This window comes from Thermomonas sp. (assembly GCF_019104945.1).
In the GTDB taxonomy this organism is placed as follows: domain Bacteria; phylum Pseudomonadota; class Gammaproteobacteria; order Xanthomonadales; family Xanthomonadaceae; genus Thermomonas.
The window spans coordinates 102,702-123,252 of sequence record NZ_JAHRWW010000014.1; the positions used below are offsets into that span (position 1 = coordinate 102,702).

The 20,551-nt window shown below is 60.5% G+C and carries 19 protein-coding genes, 1 tRNA gene and 1 pseudogene; 12 read left to right on the forward strand and 9 right to left on the reverse strand.

Annotated features, from left to right (window positions below; translation table 11 throughout):
* Positions 1 to 79 precede the first annotated feature (79 nt).
* A pseudogene (locus KUL77_RS04050) lies at positions 80 to 580 on the reverse strand (RNA pyrophosphohydrolase); the annotation flags it as partial.
* Between the two features lie 120 nt (positions 581 to 700).
* Between KUL77_RS04050 and KUL77_RS04055 the strand changes: the two are divergent.
* Positions 701 to 777: transfer RNA gene (locus KUL77_RS04055), tRNA-Met, on the forward strand.
* Positions 778 to 873: 96 nt separating this feature from the next.
* On the opposite strand, the gene KUL77_RS04060 is transcribed toward KUL77_RS04055, so the two are convergent.
* From KUL77_RS04060 to KUL77_RS04070, 3 genes are read right to left on the reverse strand one after another with little or no spacing between them, the layout of a single operon-like run.
* Positions 874 to 1,224 (reverse strand): transcriptional regulator, encoded by a 351-nt coding sequence (locus KUL77_RS04060; RefSeq protein ID WP_297143931.1) that lies wholly within the window; start codon positions 1,222 to 1,224, stop codon positions 874 to 876.
* The gene (locus KUL77_RS04065; protein WP_297143933.1) at positions 1,205 to 1,501 is read right to left on the reverse strand and encodes a DUF6516 family protein; all 297 of its coding nucleotides are present in this window, start codon (positions 1,499 to 1,501) and stop codon (positions 1,205 to 1,207) included. Before KUL77_RS04065 ends, KUL77_RS04060 begins: the two co-directional genes overlap by 20 nt.
* A gap of 48 nt (positions 1,502 to 1,549) precedes the next feature.
* The gene (locus tag KUL77_RS04070; protein ID WP_297143935.1) at positions 1,550 to 2,215 is read right to left on the reverse strand and encodes a glutathione S-transferase family protein; all 666 of its coding nucleotides are present in this window, start codon (positions 2,213 to 2,215) and stop codon (positions 1,550 to 1,552) included.
* A 68-nt stretch (positions 2,216 to 2,283) separates the two neighbouring features.
* Between KUL77_RS04070 and KUL77_RS04075 the strand changes: the two genes are divergently transcribed.
* From KUL77_RS04075 to KUL77_RS04085, 3 genes are all read left to right on the forward strand, one after another.
* Positions 2,284 to 3,885 carry an NAD(P)/FAD-dependent oxidoreductase gene (locus KUL77_RS04075; protein ID WP_297143937.1) on the forward strand — a complete coding sequence of 534 codons (1,602 nt, stop codon included), beginning with the start codon at positions 2,284 to 2,286 and terminating at the stop codon, positions 3,883 to 3,885.
* Positions 3,886 to 4,072: 187 nt separating this feature from the next.
* Positions 4,073 to 6,877: a bifunctional [glutamate--ammonia ligase]-adenylyl-L-tyrosine phosphorylase/[glutamate--ammonia-ligase] adenylyltransferase gene (glnE, locus tag KUL77_RS04080; protein WP_297143939.1), complete on the forward strand. Its 2,805-nt coding sequence runs from the start codon at positions 4,073 to 4,075 to the stop codon at positions 6,875 to 6,877.
* A gap of 45 nt (positions 6,878 to 6,922) precedes the next feature.
* Entirely contained in the window at positions 6,923 to 8,587 is a 1,665-nt protein-coding gene (locus KUL77_RS04085) for a M28 family metallopeptidase (RefSeq protein ID WP_297143940.1), read from the forward strand.
* On the opposite strand, the gene KUL77_RS04090 is transcribed toward KUL77_RS04085, so the two are convergent.
* Complete coding sequence (locus tag KUL77_RS04090; protein WP_297143941.1) at positions 8,584 to 9,528, reverse strand: mitochondrial fission ELM1 family protein; 945 nt, start codon at positions 9,526 to 9,528, stop codon at positions 8,584 to 8,586. The two genes, KUL77_RS04085 and KUL77_RS04090, sit on opposite strands and share 4 nt — an antisense overlap.
* A 115-nt stretch (positions 9,529 to 9,643) precedes the next feature.
* Here KUL77_RS04090 and KUL77_RS04095 point away from each other — a divergent pair, with 115 nt between their 5' ends.
* From KUL77_RS04095 to KUL77_RS04120, 6 genes are read left to right on the forward strand one after another with little or no spacing between them, the layout of a single operon-like run.
* On the forward strand, positions 9,644 to 10,234 hold the full coding sequence (locus KUL77_RS04095; RefSeq protein ID WP_297143943.1) for a malonic semialdehyde reductase: 591 nt from the start codon (positions 9,644 to 9,646) through the stop codon (positions 10,232 to 10,234).
* A gap of 48 nt (positions 10,235 to 10,282) precedes the next feature.
* Positions 10,283 to 10,987, forward strand: coding sequence for a YceI family protein (locus tag KUL77_RS04100; protein WP_297143944.1), 705 nt, complete (start codon positions 10,283 to 10,285; stop codon positions 10,985 to 10,987).
* Positions 10,988 to 10,991: 4 nt separating this feature from the next.
* Positions 10,992 to 11,696 (forward strand): pirin family protein, encoded by a 705-nt coding sequence (locus KUL77_RS04105; RefSeq protein WP_297143945.1) that lies wholly within the window; start codon positions 10,992 to 10,994, stop codon positions 11,694 to 11,696.
* 50 nt (positions 11,697 to 11,746) lie between these two features.
* Positions 11,747 to 11,947 carry a zinc-finger domain-containing protein gene (locus KUL77_RS04110; protein ID WP_297143947.1) on the forward strand — a complete coding sequence of 67 codons (201 nt, stop codon included), beginning with the start codon at positions 11,747 to 11,749 and terminating at the stop codon, positions 11,945 to 11,947.
* Positions 11,948 to 11,968: 21 nt separating this feature from the next.
* On the forward strand, positions 11,969 to 13,072 hold the full coding sequence (locus KUL77_RS04115) for a glycosyltransferase (RefSeq protein ID WP_297143949.1): 1,104 nt from the start codon (positions 11,969 to 11,971) through the stop codon (positions 13,070 to 13,072).
* Positions 13,072 to 14,388, forward strand: a complete 1,317-nt coding sequence (locus KUL77_RS04120) for an O-antigen ligase (RefSeq protein ID WP_297143951.1) — start codon at positions 13,072 to 13,074, stop codon at positions 14,386 to 14,388. The genes KUL77_RS04115 and KUL77_RS04120 overlap by 1 nt, the downstream gene beginning before the upstream one ends.
* Here the strand turns inward: KUL77_RS04120 and lpxL are convergent.
* Positions 14,379 to 15,287, reverse strand: a complete 909-nt coding sequence (gene lpxL / locus KUL77_RS04125) for an LpxL/LpxP family Kdo(2)-lipid IV(A) lauroyl/palmitoleoyl acyltransferase (protein WP_297143953.1) — start codon at positions 15,285 to 15,287, stop codon at positions 14,379 to 14,381. The two genes, KUL77_RS04120 and lpxL, sit on opposite strands and share 10 nt — an antisense overlap.
* A 43-nt stretch (positions 15,288 to 15,330) precedes the next feature.
* Between lpxL and waaA the strand changes: the two genes are divergently transcribed.
* Positions 15,331 to 16,632: a lipid IV(A) 3-deoxy-D-manno-octulosonic acid transferase gene (gene waaA, locus KUL77_RS04130; protein WP_297143955.1), complete on the forward strand. Its 1,302-nt coding sequence runs from the start codon at positions 15,331 to 15,333 to the stop codon at positions 16,630 to 16,632.
* On the opposite strand, the gene KUL77_RS04135 is transcribed toward waaA, so the two are convergent.
* From KUL77_RS04135 to KUL77_RS04145, 3 genes are all read right to left on the reverse strand, one after another.
* Positions 16,606 to 17,934, reverse strand: a complete 1,329-nt coding sequence (locus KUL77_RS04135; protein ID WP_297143956.1) for a TolC family outer membrane protein — start codon at positions 17,932 to 17,934, stop codon at positions 16,606 to 16,608. The genes waaA and KUL77_RS04135 overlap by 27 nt on opposite strands.
* 20 nt (positions 17,935 to 17,954) lie before the next feature.
* Complete coding sequence (locus KUL77_RS04140; protein ID WP_297143958.1) at positions 17,955 to 18,608, reverse strand: protein-L-isoaspartate O-methyltransferase; 654 nt, start codon at positions 18,606 to 18,608, stop codon at positions 17,955 to 17,957.
* Between the two features lie 135 nt (positions 18,609 to 18,743).
* Entirely contained in the window at positions 18,744 to 19,406 is a 663-nt protein-coding gene (locus tag KUL77_RS04145) for a TetR/AcrR family transcriptional regulator (protein ID WP_297143960.1), read from the reverse strand.
* A gap of 98 nt (positions 19,407 to 19,504) precedes the next feature.
* Between KUL77_RS04145 and KUL77_RS04150 the strand changes: the two genes are divergently transcribed.
* A complete protein-coding gene (locus KUL77_RS04150) occupies positions 19,505 to 20,551 on the forward strand; it encodes an efflux RND transporter periplasmic adaptor subunit (RefSeq protein WP_297143961.1) in 1,047 nt (348 codons plus the stop codon).

Consider the following 20,551-nt stretch of genomic DNA (forward strand, 5'->3'; position numbering starts at 1 on the left):
CGCATTCAGAATTCAGGCTGAAAAACGCTTAACGGTGGCGTAAATGCTGGGGGCGCAGCAGCGGGAACTGTGGCAATGCCAGCGCGGGAACGGCTTGCGCACCGGCGATGGCGCGCGCAAACGGGGCGAGATGATCCAGTGCGCGGGCATAGACGCTACGCTTGAAGGTAACGATGTGCTGTAGTGGGTACCAAAAATCGACCCAGCGCCAACCGTCGAACTCGGGCGTGGTGGTCACGTCTAGGCGTAGGTCAGATTCGGCGCCTTTGAAACGCAACAGGAACCAAACTTGTTTTTGACCGATGCACACCAAACGTTCGCGTTGGCGAATGGCGTGTGCGGGCAGCCGATAGCGCAGCCAGCCCGGTGTGGCGGCCAGCACTTCGACGTGTTCGGGCAGCAGCCCAGTCTCTTCGCGCAGCTCGCGAAACATGGCCTCAATCGGGGTTTCATCGGTATTGATGCCCCCTTGCGGGAACTGCCAGCCGTCCCGGCGCACGCGACGTGCCCAGAACACCCGGCCATCCTCGTGCATCAGCACGATGCCCACATTGGGGCGAAAGCCGTCCGGATCGACCACGATGCGGACTCCTAAAAAATCTGTCTTCCCCGACTCTGCCAGTCTTGGCCAATTCATACAAGCCGATAAGAAAAAATTGACGTGACTAAAAAATACTCAGATAATGGAGGGCTACACGCTGGCTATGTAGCTCAGCCGGTTAGAGCACAGCACTCATAATGCTGGGGTCGGTGGTTCGAGTCCACCCATAGCCACCACTGCGTGTTATTCAAATATCCCCGCCATGAGCGGGGTTTTTTGTGCCTTTAAGTCTCCAGCAATTCCCAGCAGTCCCCATGCCTGCGCGTGCGGCTTCACGCGGCCTTGTGTAGTTCAAATTGCACCTTAACCCGATCAAACGGGAATTCATATTTCCCCGCTTCGCTTCGGTCAATTACCCCGGCCATGGTGAGCGCGGTTAAGTCTGTATGCACGGCCTTTGCATCACGGCCTAAACGCCGTGCTAGCTCACGCACACCAAGTGCGCCCGCGCCTGTCATGGTTTCCAACATTGCCCAGCGTAGCGGGGTAAGCGTGCGCGCCATCGCTTCGGCAGTATCGAATGAAATATGCGCGTATTTCTCTGGCTTGCCTGATGCTAGCGAAGCAAGCAACCGCGCCTGCACTTCGGCTTGTGTAGCTACTTCAATCAATACCGTTTTCATCTTTCCACCTTTGGATGTCTGCAAAGAAGTCTGCAAGCAATGCAGGAACATCAGCGAACGCGTAGGGCAATTCCAGCGCGCCTATATGCTTGTGATCGCCCTTACCTGTTTCGTTGTCGTAGCGAATAACGCATTCATCGTGAATCACATAAGCGAGCCTGTACTTAAACAGGTGCGCCGAACCTGCCACCGGATGCGGAAGCCGCCAAACAACCGCCGACCAGAAAGAAACGTCACTGTCTGGCTTGCGCTGCTGAAAGAGTTTTTCGGCTTTCATGTTGTCCATGCTGACAACAAAGTGGGTAGCCGTCAATCAAAACACCCCTCACCCCCTCACGCCACCTACTTGGCAATTCGGATGCAGGCTGGCAGCGGCGGAAGGGCGCGCGGCCACGCGGTCGAACCAATGGGGTAGGTGCGCGAGCGTGCGGTCGAACGGTTGGCCAACGGAATCGGCAAAATCCAGCCAGACGTAGAGCCAAATATCGGCAACGGTGAAGCGATCACCGGCCAAATACGGATGCTCACCCAGCATGGCATCTAGCCATGCGATGCGGTCTTGGGCGATGCACTTCAGCCCCGGCGCGGCTTCTGGTGCCACTGGGATGCGCTGTTCAAAACGTTTGAGCCCTTCGGCGTAGTGGTAGGCGTTATGGATGAATTCGGTGATATTGAGTTCAGCGCGGCGCTGCCATTGCCGGGTTTGCGCGCGTTCTTCCGCAGTGCTGCCTATGAGCGGCGGTGTGGGATGCAATTCTTCCAAATACTCCATGATGGCAATCGCCTCGCCAAGCGTTTGCCCATTCGCTAATTGCAGCGCTGGCGTTTGCCCAGCAGGATTGAGCGCGAGATAGGCAGGGGCGCGGTTTTCGCCGGAAAAAACGTCGATCTGCTGCGTGGGAAGTACAAGCTGTTTTTCAGCAAGATACATGCGCACCGTGCGTGGTGCGGGGCTTAGGGCATCGAATAAAAGAAGTGCAGGCTCGCGCATGACGCTACCGGTAAGCGTGAAGACCCCGCTATGCTGCCGTTGAGCGTGTAATCAATAGGTGATGCAGCGTGGTGCACAAAGACGATGTGCTGGTTCTAGGCGGCGGCCATAACGGGTTGGTGTGCGCGGCTTATCTTGCTGCGGCGGGGCTGCAAGTGCGCGTGCTGGAGCGGCGCTCTATTGTGGGTGGCGCGGCGGTGACGGAGGAGTTTTATCCGGGGTTTCGCAACTCGACAGCCAGTTACACCGTGAGCTTGCTCAATCCGCAGGTGATTGCCGATTTGCGCCTGCACGAGCATGGGCTGCGCATCGTGGAGCGGCCGTTCGCCAACTTTTTGCCGTTACCCGATGGGCGCAGTTTCCGCTTGGGTGGCGAGCTTACCTTGCCCGAGGTGGCGAAGTGGTCGGCGCGTGATGCGCAGCGGCTTCCGGACTACTACGCCATGCTTGACCGCATCATTACGGTGCTGCGCGCGCTGATCGCACAAACGCCGCCGAATGTGAGTGAGCACTTCGTGCTGGCTGACTGGATCAACTCGATAGCTGTTGGCAGGCAGCTGAAATCGCTGGATATGCGCGGGCGCCGCGATCTGTTGGATTTATTCACCAAGTCGGCGGGTGAACTCTTAGACGATTGGTTTGAGAGTGCGCCACTGAAAGCGGTTTTGGGCTGGGACTCTGTGGTGGGCAATTTTGCCAGCCCGTACACCCCGGGAAGTGCGTATGTGCTGTTGCATCACTTGTTTGGTGAAGTGAACGGTAAGCCGGGAGCGTGGGGGCATGCCATTGGCGGAATGGGCGCGATTACCCAAGCGATGCGGAAGGAGTGCGAAGCGCGCGGTGTGGTGGTTGAAACCGAAGCAGAAGTGCAGCAGCTGTTGACTGAAAACGGGCGCGCCGTTGGCGTGCGGCTGGCCGATGGCCGCGAGCTGCGTGCGCGGACTGTGGCGAGCAACCTCAACCCGAAGCTGCTCTACACACGCCTCACAGCGCCCGGTCAGCTGGATGCCGACACCGAGCAGCGCATGCGTCGCTACCGCTGTGGATCGGGGACGTTTCGCATGAATGTTGCCCTCTCGGAGCTGCCGAACTTTACCGCCGCGCCGGGTACCCAGCTGCAGTCGCATCACCAGTCCGGCATTTTGATTGGGCCGTCGCTGCAGTATTTCGAGCAAGCGTATTTCGATGCGAAGTCCAAATTCTACAACCCCGGCTGGGCGCGCAAACCCATTGTGGAAGTGGTGATTTCGTCAGCGCTCGATGACACTCTGGCCCCACCTGGGCAGCATGTGGCCAGCCTGTTCTGCCAGCAGGTCAACCCGGAGGTGGAGGGCGGTTGGGAGGCGCATCGTGAAACGGTTGCGCAATTGATGATCGACACCGTAACGGAATATGCGCCCAACTTCGCGGGCAGCGTATTGGGCTATGAGGCGCTCAGTCCGCTTGATCTAGAGCAGCGCTTAGGACTGATTGGGGGCGATATTTTCCACGGCGCGCTGGGGCTGGATCAGATGTTTAGCGCCCGTCCGCTACTCGGGCAGGGCAGCTACCGCGGGGCGCTGAAGGGGCTATATCTGTGCGGCTCCGGGAGCCATCCCGGTGGCGGGGTCACGGGGTTGCCGGGACGCAATGCTGCCCGCGAGATTTTGCGCGATTTACGCAGGCTTTAATTCAAAAGTGAGAAGTTGCTCACATAACTGAAAGGAATGTTGCGGTGCAGCGTGCGCCTCCTTCAGCTTTCCTTCACGATCCATTGGCGTCCCGACGTGGGGGAGGGAGCAGGCCCGCTGAGACTTCGGTCGAAGCGGGCTTTTTATTTAAACGATTTGGGCTGGGCAGGAATGCCACAATGCGTGGATGAGCCAATCCACCACAGACACCATTCACACCATGATCAACCGCGCGCTCCAGCGTTTGCGTGCAGCAGGTTGTGAAATCGGCGATGAAGCCGCACTCGCGCAGTTGGTACAGGCAAGTGATTTTGCTGTTGATGTGCTGAGTCGGCAGCCAGAACTGTTAGCACACCTTCAGCAAAATGCGGCATCAGCGTTGCCGCTGCCGGAGTTGACGCAAGAGAACCGTGGCGACTGGCCGCGCTTACTGCGCCGCTATCGGCTGGCAGAATCCACCCGCCTCGTGTGGCGTGACGTGGTGGATGCTGCGCCGGTGGAAGAGATTTTGGCGGGCAGTACCCAGTTGGCGGAAGTGTGCCTGCACCTGGCGCTCACTGCGTTGGAAGGTGAGTTCGAGCAGCGCTTTGGCGTGGTGCGTGACGCGCAGGGGCAAGCACAGCGTTTGGTGGTGTTTGGTCTTGGCAAACTGGGTGGATGCGAGCTGAACTTCAGCTCTGATATTGATCTGGTCTATGCCTACGAGAACGAAGGCGAATCGGACGGCGCACGCTGCCTGCATGCACAGGACTATTTCGCGCGGCTGGGCCAGCAGTTGGCCAAACTCTTGGATGAAGTCAACGCCGATGGGTTTTGTCATCGCGTGGACCTGCGCCTGCGCCCGTTCGGCAACGCGGGACGCATCGCGCTTTCATTTGCGGCGATGGAGCTTTATTTTCAGCGTGAAGGCCGCGATTGGGAGCGCTATGCGTGGCAGAAAGCGCGCCCGGTAGCGGGTGATTTAGAGGCAGGGCAGCGTCTGCTTACGCTGTTGCAGCCGTTTGTATATCGCCGCTATTTAGATTACGGCGCGCTCGATGGGCTGCGTGCAATGAAGGCGATGATCGCCGCCGAGGTCGCGCGCAAAGATATGACGGACGACATCAAGCGCGGGCCGGGCGGCATTCGCGAAATCGAGTTTTTGGCGCAAGCCTTGCAGCTGATTCGCGCAGGGCGAGAACCGGAATTGCGCTGTCGGCATTTGCTAACGGCGTTGCAGCGATTGGCACAGGTTGGGCATTTGCAGAAAGAGGCCGAACAAGCATTGGCTGCGGCGTACCGATTTTTGCGCAGGTTAGAAAACCGCTTGCAGATGCTAGGTGATGCGCAGACCTATGCGCTGCCGGAAGAGGCGCTCAGTCGCGCCCGAATCGCGGCAGGGCTGGGGTATGCCGATTGGGGGGCGCTGTTGCAGGTGTTGGAGAAACAGCGCACACGGGTTGCGGAGGAGTTTGACGCACTGCTGGCGCCGCGGCGGCGGGTGCAGGCGGCCAGTGATGACTTGCGTGGCTACTGGCTAGCACTGCCTGAGTATGCCAGTGTTGAAACGCTGGAGTCGGTAGGGTTTGTGTCTGCAGCAGAACTACACGCACAGCTACGTGATTTTGTGCGCTCCCCAGGCGTGCGTGACCTGTCGGATGCGACGCGTGCGCGCCTAGATCGTGTATTGCCCGCGTTGTTGCAGCTTGCGGCTGCATCTGATCAACCGGACCTTGTGCTGCGGCGCGTGTTGCCACTGTTACACAATATTTTGCGGCGCACGAGCTATCTCGCCCTGTTGGATGAGCAGCCGGCCGCGCTGCAACGTCTTGCGAATACACTCGCGCGCAGTGCGCTGCTGGGGGAACGCCTTGCGGCCTATCCACTCTTGCTTGATGAGCTGCTTGATGTGCGCGTGGGTGGCGATATTCCTGACCGAAAGGGAATGCATACGCAATGCTTGGCGGCGCTGCGCGAAGACGATGTTGAGGCCTCACTTGATGCATTAAATGAGGTGCGCCAGGCATTGAGTTTTCGCTTCGCACTGGCCCTGCTGGATGGGCGGATGGATGCAGGCGCCTGCGCACAGCACTTAGCGCAACTGGCCGATGCGGTGGTGGCCTGTGTATTGAAGCTGGCCGAAGCGGAACTGCACTCGGCACATGGCGTGATACCGCAAGGGCGTTTTGCCGTACTTGGTTATGGCACTTTGGGCGGCGAAGAGCTGGGTTTCGGTTCGGATTTGGATCTGGTGTTTTTATTCGACGCACCAGCAGAGGCGGTGTCCGATGGCGCTCGCCCGCTGGATGCAACCCGCTGGTATGCCCGACTGGGGCAGAAAATTGTGGCGCTACTCGGCGCGCGCACCAGTGCGGGGCGGTTATTTGATGTTGATGTTCGGCTGCGCCCGGATGGGGCGAAGGGCCTATTGGTTTCAAGTCTTGCAAGCTATAGCGATTACCAGCGCAACCGGGCGTGGACGTGGGAGCACCAGGCGCTTATCCGGGCACGTGTCATTGCAGGTGACACCGCGTTGCAGGAGCGCTTTGAAGATGTGCGTGAAGAGGTAATTGCAATGCAGCGCGATGCGGTCAAGCTTGCAGAGGATGTGCAGCTGATGCGTACAAAGATGCGTGCCGAGCTCGATCGCAGCGACGCCCTGCAATTGGATTTGAAGCAGGGTGAAGGCGGTTTGGTGGACCTTGAATTTTTCCTGCAATATCTTGTGCTGCGTAATGCCTATACGTATCCAATACTGGCGCTTCCACGTGCGACAGTCGATATCTTGCAAGCTGCATACGCGGCGCAACTACTACCCCTCGATACATTTAATGCGCTGAATGAAGCGCATGCTGCATTGTTGGATACGGGGTTGCGCTGCACGCTGGATCGGCGGCCACGGCGTGCTGAATTGAATGAAGCGCTTGATGCAGCGCGGTGCAGTATTCGAAACGCAATTTATGCGCAGGGTTTGAATTTTGCGGATGCAGCAGCGCTTGCGCTATCGCGCTAATGCAGCCACATTGCACATAGGTCATAACGACGAAGCGAGATTTTCATGAAGCCTACATTGCTTGCGATCGGTGTTGTTTTGGGGGGTGCTGTGCAGGCTGCAACGCCCGTTACGTCGGCAAAAATCGATCCCAATGCCCTTGTGGAGCATGTGCGGGTGCTGGCGTCCGATGCATTTGAAGGGCGCGCTCCGGCTACGCCGGGTGAGCAAAAAACGGTGGATTATCTCATCGCCCAATTTCAGAAAGACGGCCTGCAGCCGGGTGGCGAGCATGGTAGCTGGGTGCAGAACGTGCCGCTTCAGCGCGTGCAAGTAGAAGGTAAGGCCACGGCGACATTGCAGCTTGGCGAGCAGCGATCCACCTTGGTTAATGGCGAAGATGTGACTTTGCAAAGTTTGCAGCCGTTGAATGAGGTCAATATCGATGCCGCTCCGCTGGTGTTTGTAGGCTATGGCATCCGTGCCCCAGAGCGGAAGTGGGACGACTATAAAGGTGTGGATCTGCGCGGAAAAATCATGGTGGTATTGGTCAATGACCCTGATTTTGAAAGTGATGCGCCGGGGGCATTTGATGGTCGCGCGCTGACTTATTACGGGCGCTGGACGTATAAGTTTGAAGAAGCGGCGCGGCAGGGGGCTGCGGGGGTGTTGATCGTGCATGAAACGGCGCCAGCGGCCTACCCTTGGGCAACGGTGCGCGCCTCCGGTACGTCGCCAGTGTTTGATATTGAGCGTAGCCCGCAAGATGCAATGGCCGCGCATACACCGCTACGTGGTTGGATTCAGCGGGAGTGGGCGCAGCGTTTGTTTGCGCATGCGGGCTTGGATTTTGATGCGGAAAAACGCAAAGCTATGCGCGCGGATTTCAAGCCTGTGGAACTGGGTGATGCGCGCTTATCGACGCGGTTCAAGCTCAAGCACGAGCAGGTTGTCACACGCAATGTGGCGGCCAAGCTGGACGGCGCGAAGTATCCCGATGAAACGGTGATCTTTTCCGCACATTGGGATGCATTTGGGCTGAATCCGGGCGTGGCTGGGAGCGATGGCGTACGCCATGGTGCGATTGATAACGCCACGGGTGTTGCCTCAGTTTTGGAGCTGGCGCGTGTATTCGCAGCGGGGCCAAGGCCGCAGCGCACGCTGTACTTTCTTGCGCTTACTGCCGAGGAAAAGGGGTTGTTGGGAGCGAGTTACTACGCCGAGCACCCGCTGGTGCCATTGGCAAAAACAGTTGCTGATCTGAATATCGAAATGTTTAGCCCCGACGGCGAAACCAAAGATATTGCGACTTGGGGCAATGGCCGGGTGTCGCTGGAAAAAGATATTGACCGCATCGCACAGGCGCGTGGCCGCTATCGCTCGCTCGATCCTAATTTAGAAGCCGGGTTTTTCTATCGTGCCGATCATTTTGCGTTTGCACGCAAAGGTGTACCGGCGATTACGTTTGGCGCAGGCTTAGACAAGCGCGACGGTGGCGTGGCCGCGGGGCGCGCGTTGCGCGATACCTATTTCGCCAATTGCTACCATCAAGCGTGTGATGCATGGACTGCGCAGTGGGATGGGCGCGGTCTGGCGGCGGATACGCAACTGGTCTATGACCTTGGCGCAGAACTCGCTAATAGCCGTGTTTGGCCACAGTGGCAGGCTGGGTCAGAGTTTGCGCCAGTGCGCCTAGCGACGGAGACTCAGCGCAGTAACCTTGCTGATTAAGGTAGCTGTAGGCGTGTGCGGAGTAGTTCCGCGACGCGCATAGTTTCACGCAAGGGCGGCGCACTGAATGGCGCGAGTGTGTCGTCGAGTGGATGAATGCGGCCACGTTCAAGCAGGGTGTCGATAAACGTGCGCGGCCTGCCGTGCACGCTATCGGCCGACCACACGAATACAGGGGCGTGGGTCGCTGCGGCTTCGCTCAGCATATTCACTGAATCTGGCGTGCAGATCAGGCGGTCGGCGCTGGCGAGTAGGCCCGCATAGGGATTGGCACCATCGCTGCTATCGCACCAGCGTAGGCCGGGAAGCTCGGTGGGGAGCGCAGTGATGGCCTGCCGCCACGCGGGTGGCGTGCGCCGAGAAGCGATCGCGCTGAAGCTGCCACCTTCTGCTTTGGCGTGCGCGCTGAGTTGTGCAAGTAATGCGGCAAAGGCCGCATCTTCAAGCGGCGCGTGGCGGCTTGGGCCACCCACCAGCAGCACGGTATGCGGGGTGGGTAATAGTGCAAGTTCGGGAAACCCGGCAATGGCGCGCAGCAGAAAATCATCGTCCACCGGATGCAGGCTGCCGAGTGTGGTGATGACATTACTGCCGCGCAGAGCATCATGTTCGGGAACAACCACAGCGTCCCAGTGTCGCGCGTCGATTCTAGGGTCTAAAACTTGCACGGCCAGACTGCCGCGCTGCCGCAGTAGCCGGGTGGCCAGCGCCGCCTGCCGTCCACAGCCGATGACAAGCGGCGGGGGCAGGCGCAGATAGGCGGTAAATGCGCTGCCAAACGCGCGCGTGGCTCCTGGCAGTAACAGAGGCGCAAATCTGCGCCATGGTGATTGCGGCTCAAGCGTCCACTCTTTGGCCCCCGGGTCGAGCGCCTGTGCTAAGGCCAGTGCTTGGCGTGCGTTACCCGCGCGTCCATCGTGCAAGGCAAGGCTGGCCGTCATGGGACGCGCCACCTTTGTTCCATAATTTGAGCCAATTCGTTCCGAAGATGGCGCATACAAGACACTCGCGGAACACTACACTACCCATCTTCGCACGAGAACGAGACCAGAAACCATGCAGTCACCGCTTAATGACGCAGCTTTAGATCAGTTGTTCCGCACAGCGCGCACCTATAACGCGTTTAGCGGTGAAATATCGGACGAGACCTTGCGCAAGTTGTATGACCTGATGAAGTTTGGCCCTACTGAGGCCAATACCTGCCCCGCGCGTGTGGTGTTTGTGAAGTCGGAAGCGGGCAAGGCAAAGCTTGGCCCGGCGCTGGCGGAAGGCAATTACGCAAAAACAATGGCGGCGCCGGTGGTGGCGATTGTCGGTTACGACCTGCGCTTTTTCGATAAGCTGCCGGTGCTGTTCCCGCATGCCGACGCCAAGGCGTGGTTTGAACACCGTGAGCAAGACAATTTGGCGTGGGTGGCTATGCGCAGCAGCGCGCTGCAAACGGCGTATCTGATCACCGCCGCGCGTTCGTTGGGGCTCGACTGCGGCCCAATGAGTGGGTTTGATAATGCGAAGGTCGATGCTGCATTCTTTGCTGGTACATCCATCCGTTCGAATATTCTGGTCAACCTTGGGCACGGCGACCCGGCGAGTATTTATCCGCGTTCGCCAAGATTGGGGTTTGATGAAGCTTGCCGTATTGAGTAAGCCATAAGGTTTTATCTTTTCTTTCAAATTATTTAAGGAATCATGTCCATGAAGAAGCTCTCTGTTCTCCTGCTTCCACTTGCCATCGCCGCTGCCGTTGCGGCGTGTAGTAAGCCTGCTGAACCGGCTGCAGCCGCACCTGCCGCGGCCCCGGCGCTTGAGACACAAGCGGCCGCACCTGTGGAAGCCGCGGTAGCAGAAGTGAAGCCGGTGTCTGGTGCGTATCAGCTCGACCCAGACCACAGCGGTGTGTTGGCGCAGTGGACGCACTTTGGTTTTTCCAAGCCGTTGGCGCATTTCCGTATTAGCGAAGCCACGCTGACCTACGACGCCGCAGATGTCAGTAAGTCCAGTGTTGAAGTGACCCTGCCGATCGCATCGATCGACACCTTCGTGCCTGCACTGGATGAGCATTTGCAGAAGGCCGATTTCTTTGACGTGGCGAAGTTCCCCAATGCCACCTTCAAGAGCACCAGCGTGCAGGCAGCGGGCACCAACAAGCTCACCGTGGTGGGTGATTTGACCATCAAAGATCAGACCCATCCGGTGACCTTGGATGTGACGCTCAACGGCGCGGGTAAGCATGCGATGACCGGCCAAACGGCGATGGGCTTCTCGGCTACTGGGCAGATCAAGCGCAGCGATTTTGGCGTGGGTGCATTCGCGCCAAACGTGAGTGATGAAGTGGCGCTGCAGATCACCGGCGAAGGTGCGCTGGCTGAAGCGCCAGCTGAGAGCGCAAGCAAGGAGTAATGTCATGATCGTAGAACGTCCGGCAGCCGAGCGCGGCGATGTCGCGCTGGATTGGCTGCATAGCCATCACACGTTTTCGTTTGGTCATTATTACGACCCAGCGTGGATGGGGTTTGGCGTTCTGCGCGTGATTAACGACGATACCGTCGCTCCCGGCGGCGGTTTCGCGCCCCACCGCCACGCCAATATGGAAATTATTAGCGTGGTGCTGGAGGGGACGTTGGCGCATCAAGACAGCACAGGCAATGCGGGCGTGATCCGCGCCGGTGACGTGCAATGGATGAGCGCCGGGCACGGTATTGAGCACAGCGAATACAACGGCTCCAATACCGAGCCGGTGCACTTTCTGCAAATTTGGATCCAGCCGGACCGCCTGAACTACGCGCCTGCGTATGACCAAAAGCATTTTTCTCCTGATGCGCGGCGCGGGCGTTGGGCCGTATTGGCTTCGCCAGAGGGCGAAGGCGGTTCTATCGCCATTCGCCAGCAGGTCAAATTAAGCGCAGCGCGGCTTGTGGAAGGGGCGTCGGTGCAGGTGGCGCTTGATCCAACGCGGCGTTATTGGCTGCATGTGGCCACCGGCGCTGTGCAATACGCGGGGCGTGTGCTGCACGCGGGCGATGCGCTGGGGTTTGTGGAAGAAACCGGCGTGCTTACCTTGCAGGGCGTGGCAGAGGGCGATGTTCTTCTGTTTGATCTGCCAGCTTGATGCGCACACTGTTAAACTGGGGTCTTCTGCAACTGCGTTGATGTATTGCCATGGCTGAGCCCGCAACCTCTAACCCTACGCCCGCCAAAGCGCAGCAGCGCTATGAAATCCACCGTGCGGATCTGCCGCTGGGCTGTCCGCTGCCGTCGATGGCGCTGTGGAACCAGCACCCGCGCGTATTTCTGCCGATTGAAAAAGACGGCCGCTGCAAGTGCCCGTATTGCGGCACCCAGTACGTGTTGGTTGATTAACCCGCTGGCGGCGCGGCGGGCGTGCGCCGGAAGACCGTGATCCAATTGCTGCCTGCTCTGGAGGCCGGTGGCGTTGAGCGCTCTACCTTAGAAATCGCTGCGGCCTTGGTGGCGCGCGGCGATCGCGCCATTGTGGTATCTGCCGGGGGGCGCTTGCTGCCCGCGCTGCAGGCGCTGGGGGCCGAACACGTTACGCTGGAGATCGGGCGTAAATCGCCGCTGGTGCTGCGTCATCTTGGCGCGCTGCGTAAGCTCCTCGCGCAGGCCGATATCGTGCACGCGCGTTCGCGCCTGCCCGCGTGGATGGCATGGCTGGCGCTACGCGGTCTGCGCGGTGCGCGCCCGCATTTCGTGACCACCGCGCATGGGCTGAATTCGGTATCGCGCTATAGCGCCATCATGACGCGCGGTGAGCGGGTGATCTGCGTTTCAAATACCGTGAAGGCGTATTGGCTGCAGCACTATCCAAATGCTGATCCGGCGCGCTTCACGGTGATCCCGCGTGGAATCGACCCCGCCTTATTTCCGCACGCGCTGCATCCCGATACAGAAGCGCGTGCGCGGCTGGCGCAGCAGTACTCACAACTGGGTGGGCAGGGGCCGCTACTACTGCTGCCGGGGCGCGGCACGCGTCTGAAAGGCCATGCCGATGCGATTACGCTGCTGGAGGGATTGCGCGAACGCGGCATCGATGCGCGCCTATGGATGCTCGGGGCGCGGCAGCGCGGGCGCGAGGCGTATCTGCAAGAGCTGCAGCAGCAGCTTCAAGGCAAAGGGCTGCAAGACTATGCGCTGCTCGCCGAACCGACCTCGACCATGCCGCAGGCCTATGCCGCAAGCGATCTGGTGCTGCAGCTGTCGCGGAAACCGGAGGCGTTTGGGCGCACGGTGATCGAAGCGCTCTCGGTGGGGCGGCCGGTGCTCGGCTGGGCGCATGGTGGCGTGGGTGAACTGCTCGCGGAGTTGCTGCCAAAGGGTGCCATTCCAGCGTTCGATCAGGAACAATTGGCCGCAGCTGCGCAGGCTTTGCTGGCTTCGCCACCTTCACTTCCGCAGGCCCAGCCCTATACCCTACGGGCGATGCAGGAAGCTACCTTAATGCTCTACGACACGCTGGAATCTTGATGAGTGCACAACCGGCTATACCAACCCCTTCAGGCTGGCGCTGGGCCCCCGCATGGGTCTTGGCGTTTGTAGCTCTTTGGCCCGCGCGCGGCGTGGCCGAAGCGGTGCTGGTGGTGGGGGCGCTATTGGCCTTGGCGAAGCTGCTTGCAAGCCGGTTTCGCGGTGGTGGCGCGCTCTTGAGTGGGCATGCTTGGGCGCTCACCAGCACGCTCTTTTTTGCCTACTGGCTGCCGCAGCTGTTTTCAACGGTCGATACTGTCGATGCGGCACGTTCACTGCGAAAGGTGTTGGTGGGGCTGATCTATTTACCGTTTCTGTGGCTGGTAGCCAGTGCAGTGGCGACGCAGACGGGTAGGCGCAAGACCTTTGCTGGATTGGCCATCATCGTGCTGGTATGGACGCTTGACGCGTTATGCGAGGCGATATTCGGAACCAGTCCCATTTTTTGGCTGTTTGACCACGCCAAAATCGCGATCAACGGGCACAGCATGTGTACGGCCGACGAAGTTGCAGCGGCCGACCGCTTGGGTGGCGTGCTGGGGGCCTGTAATTTGAAGCTGGGGATCGTGCTGGCCAGCCTGTCACCGTTTGCTTTGGCGGCAGCGCGGCAGAAATGGGGCGCGCTTGGTTGGCTGATTACGGCGACACTCATCGGGCTGGTGGTGTTGCTGGCCGGTTCGCGCGCATCGTGGCTGACCTATGCCATCGTGCTGGTCTGGACAGGATGGAGCTGGTTGGGGTGGCGTAAGCTGGCGCTGCTGTTGGCTGGAGGCGTGCTGGCGCTGGGCATTGCAGGCGTTGCTTCACCGCAGGTAGGCGCGCGCCTGCAGCGCACAGCACTGGCGCTAACCGGGAGCGCGGCGGGTGTTGATGAAGCGCTTTCTGGGCGCAGCCAGATTTGGTCGGCGGCGCTGTGCATGGTGCGCGAACACCCCATCAACGGCGTTGGCGTGCGCGGGTTCCGTGACGCGTTTCCCGGCTGTGACCCAACGCCTGAGCAGGCACCTGCATGGGGTGAAGGCGCGGCCTATCACGCGCACCAAATCGTGCTGGAGGTGCTTAGTGAAACGGGCGGCATCGGTTTGCTCTTTTGGCTGCTTGGCGTGGCACTGGCTTGGCGCGCATGGCGCTATGCGGAGCCTGATGCGCGTGAGCGTGCACGCCCGGCTATGCTGGCACTCGCGGCCAGTGTGTTTCCACTAAATACCCATCTGGCCGCATATTCCACCTTCTGGGGCAGCGTTCTGTTGCTGCTTATGGGCTTGTATGCCGGTAGCCTGTGCGCGCAGGAGCCTGCCGAGAAGGCTCAGCCGTAGCGTGAGCTACCGTCTGGCTGGCGCTTGAAGCGGCGGTGCAGCCACAGGTACTGTGCGGGCGCTTCCCGCACCATGGCTTCTATCGCGGCGTTGACGTTGGCGCTGTCGGCACTGGCGTCATCGGTGGGGAACGGTGAAAGCGGCTCGCCAATGCGCAGAATGTAGCGGCCACCTTCGCGGCGATGGAAGAAGGGCACCACCGCGCAACCGGTAAGGCGGGCGAATTGATGTGTGGCCGTAATCGTTGCGGCAGGGATACCAAAAAAAGGTGCGAAGACAGTGTCTTTGCCGCGCATATCTTGGTCCGGCGCATACCAGAGCGCACCACCGCGCTTGAGGTGCTTTAGCGCGCCGCGCGTATCGCTATTGGAAAACATCGCGCAGGCATAGCGCAGGCGGCCGCGTAGCACCGCCCATTCCATCACCGGGCTGCGGTGCTTGCGGTACATGCCCGCCAGCTCGATATGGCCGCACAGCAGCCGCCCGCACATTTCCAGCGTCATAAAGTGGCCGGAGACCAGCAGTACGCCGCGGCCTTCGTCCTTTATCCGCTGCAAAATTTCGAGCCCTTCGATATGCGCGGTTTCACGCTGTGTGGAAATACCGCCCCACCACGCGCGCGCAAATTCAAACAAACCTATGCCCACTTCACGAAAGTTTTCGCGCAATAAACGCTCGCGCGCGGCGGGGTCAAGTTCAGGCAGGCAAAGCGCAAGATTGGTGCGTGCGGCCTCGCGGCGCGAACCCAATAAGCGCAGCGCAAGCGCGCCGATCACTGCGCCTAACCCGCGCTGTAGTGAAAACGGAAGCCGCGCAAGTAAGGCGCATACGCCCACACCCAGCCACACGGGCCAGTGGCGAGGTGCAAGCAGAGTGCGAGAAAAAGGTGTGGAAGCCATGGGGGGATTCTACCGGGATGCCGGCCTCCGGTATCCTTAACGGATGCGGCCCGACCTTACCGAGCGCGTGCTGCGCGGTCTTTATTCGGCTGCGCTGTATCTGCTGCTGCCAATTACTCTGTACCACTTAGTCTGGCGTGGGTTCCGTCAGCGTGCCTATTTGCAGCGCTGGGACGAGCGCTATGCAGGCTATCTTTCACGGGTGCAGGCCGCGCCGGTATGGCTGCATGCGGTGTCGGTGGGCGAGGTAAATGCCGCCGCGCCGCTGCTCAATGCGCTGCGCGCGAGGCGGCCAGACCTGCGCGTGGTGGTGACCACGATCACGCCAACCGGGTCTGAGCGGGCGCAGGCGCTGTGGGGCGATAGCGTTGAACATGTGTACCTGCCCTATGATTTACCCGGCGCGGTGAATCGATTCTTACAGCAGTTTCAGCCAGCGCTGGCACTGATTGTGGAAACCGAGCTGTGGCCGAATCTGCTGTTTGCCTGCCGCGATCGCGGTATTCCGGTGCATATCCTCAATGCGCGGCTATCGGCGCGCTCACTGCGCGGCTATCGCGTGCTTGGGCCGCTGATTCGGCGCGTGCTTGCTGGGGTGCATCTGGTGGCCGCGCAGTCGCGTGATGATGCGCGGCGCTTCGTTGCATTGGGCGCGGATGCAGGGGCAGTGCAGGTTACGGGCAATCTCAAGTTTGATTTGCCGCCACTGCAGGCGCAGGCATTCGTTGCGCAGTTTCAGCAATTGGCTGGAGCGCGGCCGGTATGGATTGCGGCCAGCACCCACGAGGGCGAAGAGGCGGCTGTATTAGAGGCGCATCGCCTGCTGTGCGCGCAACAGCCGCAGGCGCTGCTGCTATGGGCGCCGCGCCACCCGGAGCGGTTTCATGCGGTGGCCCAGAAAGCGCGTGAGGCTGGGTTTAGCGTGGCGCTGCGCAGCGAGCAGGGCTGGCCAGATCGTGCGGATCAGGTGTTCATCATCGATACGCTCGGCGAGCTGCTGAACTTCTTTTCCTGCGCGCCGGTGGCTTTTGTGGGCGGCAGTTTGCAAGACATCGGCGGGCACAACTTGCTGGAACCTGCCGCGGCGGGCAGCGCAATTTTAACGGGCCCGCATTTGCATAATTTTGCTGATATTTCCAAGCGGCTGCGCGAGGCGAATGCCATGCGTATTGTGACCGATGCGCGCAGCCTCGCGGCGCAGGTAGAAACGCTGCTGCAGGACGCAGCGCAGCGGCAGGTGATGGTGGCCGCCGCGAGCCGCCTACTGGAAGACGGGCGGGGCGCGCTCGAGCGCACCCTGGCCCTAATTGCTCCGGCCTTACCGGCTGGTGAGGCTGGCGTCTAACACCTTGTCGGCGGTGAGCATGCGGTTGATGTCTTCAACGTCGGAGACATCCAGCGAACCTGCGGCTTGGTCAAGCTGCAAGCGGCTTTGCAAGAAGCTGTACTTCGCCTGCGCATAGGCCTGCTGTGCAGAGAACAAAGTGCGCTGGTTGTTCAGCACGTCCAGCACGGTGCGCGTACCTACTTCTAAGCCCACCTGCGACGCATCGTATGCGCTTTGTGCAGAGACCAGCGCCAAGCGGCGGGCCTCCACCTCACTGATGCCCGCGACCAGTGCTTGGTAGGCGCTGCGCGTGCCGCGTTCGATCGAGCGCTTGGTTTGCTCCAACGCATCGGCAGTGGCGTCGCGCTGGGCCAGCGCGCTGCGCACGCCCGATTGCGTGCCAAAACCAGAGAAGATCGGAATGTTGAGGGTCAGGCCAACGCTGGTGTTGGCTTTGTTGGCCCCCAAAAATGCCGGGTCATACAGGCTGGGAATGGCCTTGCCGTAGGACGCCGACAGGCCCAGCGTGGGCAGGTGGGCCGAACGCGCCGAAGTGACGCTGGCTTCAGCCGACTCCAAGCTGGCTTCCTGTGCTTTCAGCGTGGGGTTGCTGGCCAGCGCATCGGCCACCCAAGCGTCCACGGATTTTTCCTGCGGCAGCGCCGGTTTGAAGTCGTCGGGCAGGCCCTTCAAATTACTGACCGGGGCGCCGGTAATTTCGACCAGCGCCTGATAGGCATCGCGCGCGGCGTTGCGGGCCAGCAGCGTGCTGGCGCGCGCGCCTTCGTACTGGGCGCGGGCTTCATAAACGTCGGTGACCGGCGCAAGCCCCACTTCCAAACGCTTGCTGGCGAAGTCGAATTGCTTCTTCAGCGCGGTTTCCGCCGCCTCAGCCGCCGTGAGTGTTTCTAGCTGGGCAAGCACGTTGAAGTACGCGGCCGAGGTGCGGGTAATCAGGCTTTGCCCGGCCGCTTCCAAATTAAAGCCACCGGCACGGTCTTGGGCCTTAGCCCCTTTGAGGTTGGAGTAGCTGCCGAAGTTGAACAGCGATTGCTGCAAGTTGACGCCCCATGAGCCCGTCTGGCTATCGCCTGCGCCGTGATCGACGCGGTTAGCGCCGATCGAGCCACCGATATTGGGCAGCAGCGCCGCGCGCGCCTGCACCGGACGTTCGGCCGAGATGGCGCGGTTAGCCTCGGCGGCGGCGAATTGTGGATCGCTGTTGCGTGCGTTCTGGTAGCTCTGGAGCAGGTCATCGGCTTGCGCCACGGTGGGCACGAGGGCGAAGGCAAGGGCGAGTGCGAGCGGACGGAGCAGCATGGGGTGGGATCCTTGACGGCTTAAAGGGTGAATGCAGGCGCAGGCTGCGCGCCCGCGAGATAAACGAGGTCGGTTTCAAACAACGAATCAATGCGGGTTCCGTTGACAGCGCGGTGCACCAGCACGGCTTCCATCACCGGCGACTGGCCGTGCACGATAAACATACGGCCACCCGGATTCAGCCATTCCACAAAGCGCTCTGGCACTTCTGCGGCGGCGGCCCCAACAAAGATGACATCGAAGCTGCGGCCCGGGTTCCATTCAAACGCATCGGTGCAGCGCACGGTGACATTGGCGCAGCCTTGTGCGGCGATGCGCGCCTGCGCGGCTTCGGCGAGGTCGGCATGGCGCTCGATGCTGACCACTTCGCGCGCGAGCTGGGCAAGGCAGGCGGTGAGGTAGCCACTGCCGGTACCGATTTCCAGCACACTTTCTTCCGGCTGTAGCTGTAGTGACTGTAGTGCGCGGCCTTCCAGTACGGGCTTGAGCATGGTCTCGCCGCGGCCGATGGGCAGCTCGGTGTCGGCGTAGGCAAGGTGGCGCAGCGATTCGGCAACGAAGGCATGGCGCGGCATTTTGGCCAGCACGCTCAACACGCGCACATCCAGCACGCCCCAAGGGCGCACCTGCTGTTCCACCATGGTTTCACGGGTACGGGTGTAATCGATGCTCATTATGAAAAATGTCCGTTGCTAAGAACCGCGTATTGTAGCCCTGCGGATGCCCCATTGCTGGGCAGCTTGGCTGTTTGGGTACACCAGTACGCAGTGCTGAAAGTCACCGCGACTTGTGGCTTGGAAAGGCACTGTTCAGCGTACGGCATAGGCGCGCAAGAATAAGTCGACCACGCTGTTGAGGTGGGCGTTGAGCTCTTCGGTGCTGCTGTCAAAACCGTGCCCCAGCACGGCCTGCGCATGGATATTGCCTTTCAGCAGGGTGAAGAAATGGCAAGACGCACGCGATGGCTCAGGGATTTCCAGTTGCCCGGCTTCGATGCGACGCTGGAGCAATGCGGTAAACGCAGTGTCGATGCGCGCGGGGCCTGCGTCCCAAAAGAGTTCTGAAATTCCACTTTGCGCGACCTGCGGTGAGCACAAAATGCGATGCCCGGCGATGGCTTCTGGGGTCATGACCATCTGCAAAAATGCGCGGGCAACCAATGTGAGTCGCTCGCGTAGCGGTAGGTCGGGGTCGGGCTCAAAAAGGTGCGCGGGCATGGCCTGCTCGCAGTGCGCACGGACGACTTCAGCGAATAACCCGTCTTTATCGCCAAAATGGCTATATACCGTGAGCTTGGAAACACCAGCGGCTTGCGCGATTTGATCCATGCTGACGCCCGCGTAGCCGTTTTGGGTAAACAGCTGTTTGGCGGCCTCAAGGATCGCTGCGCGCTTTGCCAAGTCTTTAGGGCGGCCGGGGTTGCTGCTGCGGGCTGCTTGGGCGGTGGCGGGCTTGGAGCGCTGAGCGTGCATGATCTGGAACTTTTGATCTAATGACTTCGGTTACTATAGCATACTCATTAGTTCAATAAATCACTGAGCCGACTATGCGCAGACTGGCCGTCCGGGAAATGTTCAGTTGTATCGCCATGGGGGTGTTGCTGGCCGCGTGTGCAAAAGACCCGGCCCCAGCGGCAGTGCCTAAGACGGTGTTGGTGGTACAGCCCGGCGCGGGGTTAGGGGTTGCGGGCGAGGCATTTGCCGGTGACGTGCGGGCGCGCGAAGAAAGCCCGCTGGCGTTTCGCGTAGGCGGCAATTTGCAAAAGCGCCTCGTGGATGCCGGGCAAATGGTACAAAAAGGCCAGCTCTTGGCCGCGCTGGATCCGGGCGACGCGCAGCTACAGCGAGCGGCGGCCAAGGCCGACGTGGATCGGTTGAATGGGGATTTGCAGCGCTATCGTAAATTGCTTGCGCAGCAGCTCATCAGCCAATCGGCGTTTGATGCGCAACAGGCGGGCTATCTGGCGGCGCGTGCGAAGTACGACCTGATGCGCAACCAAGACGACTATACCCAGCTGCGCGCGCCTGCCGATGGGGTGATTGCCAGCCGTCAGGCCGAGGCGGGGCAAGTGGTAGCGGCGGGCCAGCCCATCTATGTGTTGGCGGCGCAGCGTGGACGCGAAGTGGCGATCAGCCTGCCGGAAGCGCGGATTCGTGATTTCCAAACCGGGCAGAAGGCCAAGATTGAACTGTGGAATGCGCCGGGGCAGCTGCTAAGCGGGCATCTGCGTGAAATTGCAGCAGTCGCTGATCCGCAAACACGCACCTATGCCGCACGCGTCGCGGTAGAAACGGAAGACGCGGGCAAGGTGGAGCTTGGCCAAAGCGCACGCGTGTGGATCGGTGCGGCGCCGTCTGGCGGTGCCTTGCGCCTGCCGCTGAGCGCGGTGCAGCGTGCGCGTGATGGTGCCAGTAGTGTGTGGGTGGTGGACGCGTCGGGGCAGGTGCAACCGCGTGCGGTGAAATTGGCCGGTTATGGCGCAGATAGTGTGCCGGTGCTCGATGGGGTGAGCGCACACGATTGGGTGGTGGCGGCCGGTGGGCATCTGCTGCGTGCAGGTGAAACGGTGCGCCCGGTGGATCGTAAAAATCGCCCCGTTACGCCGCAGGGGCACTGA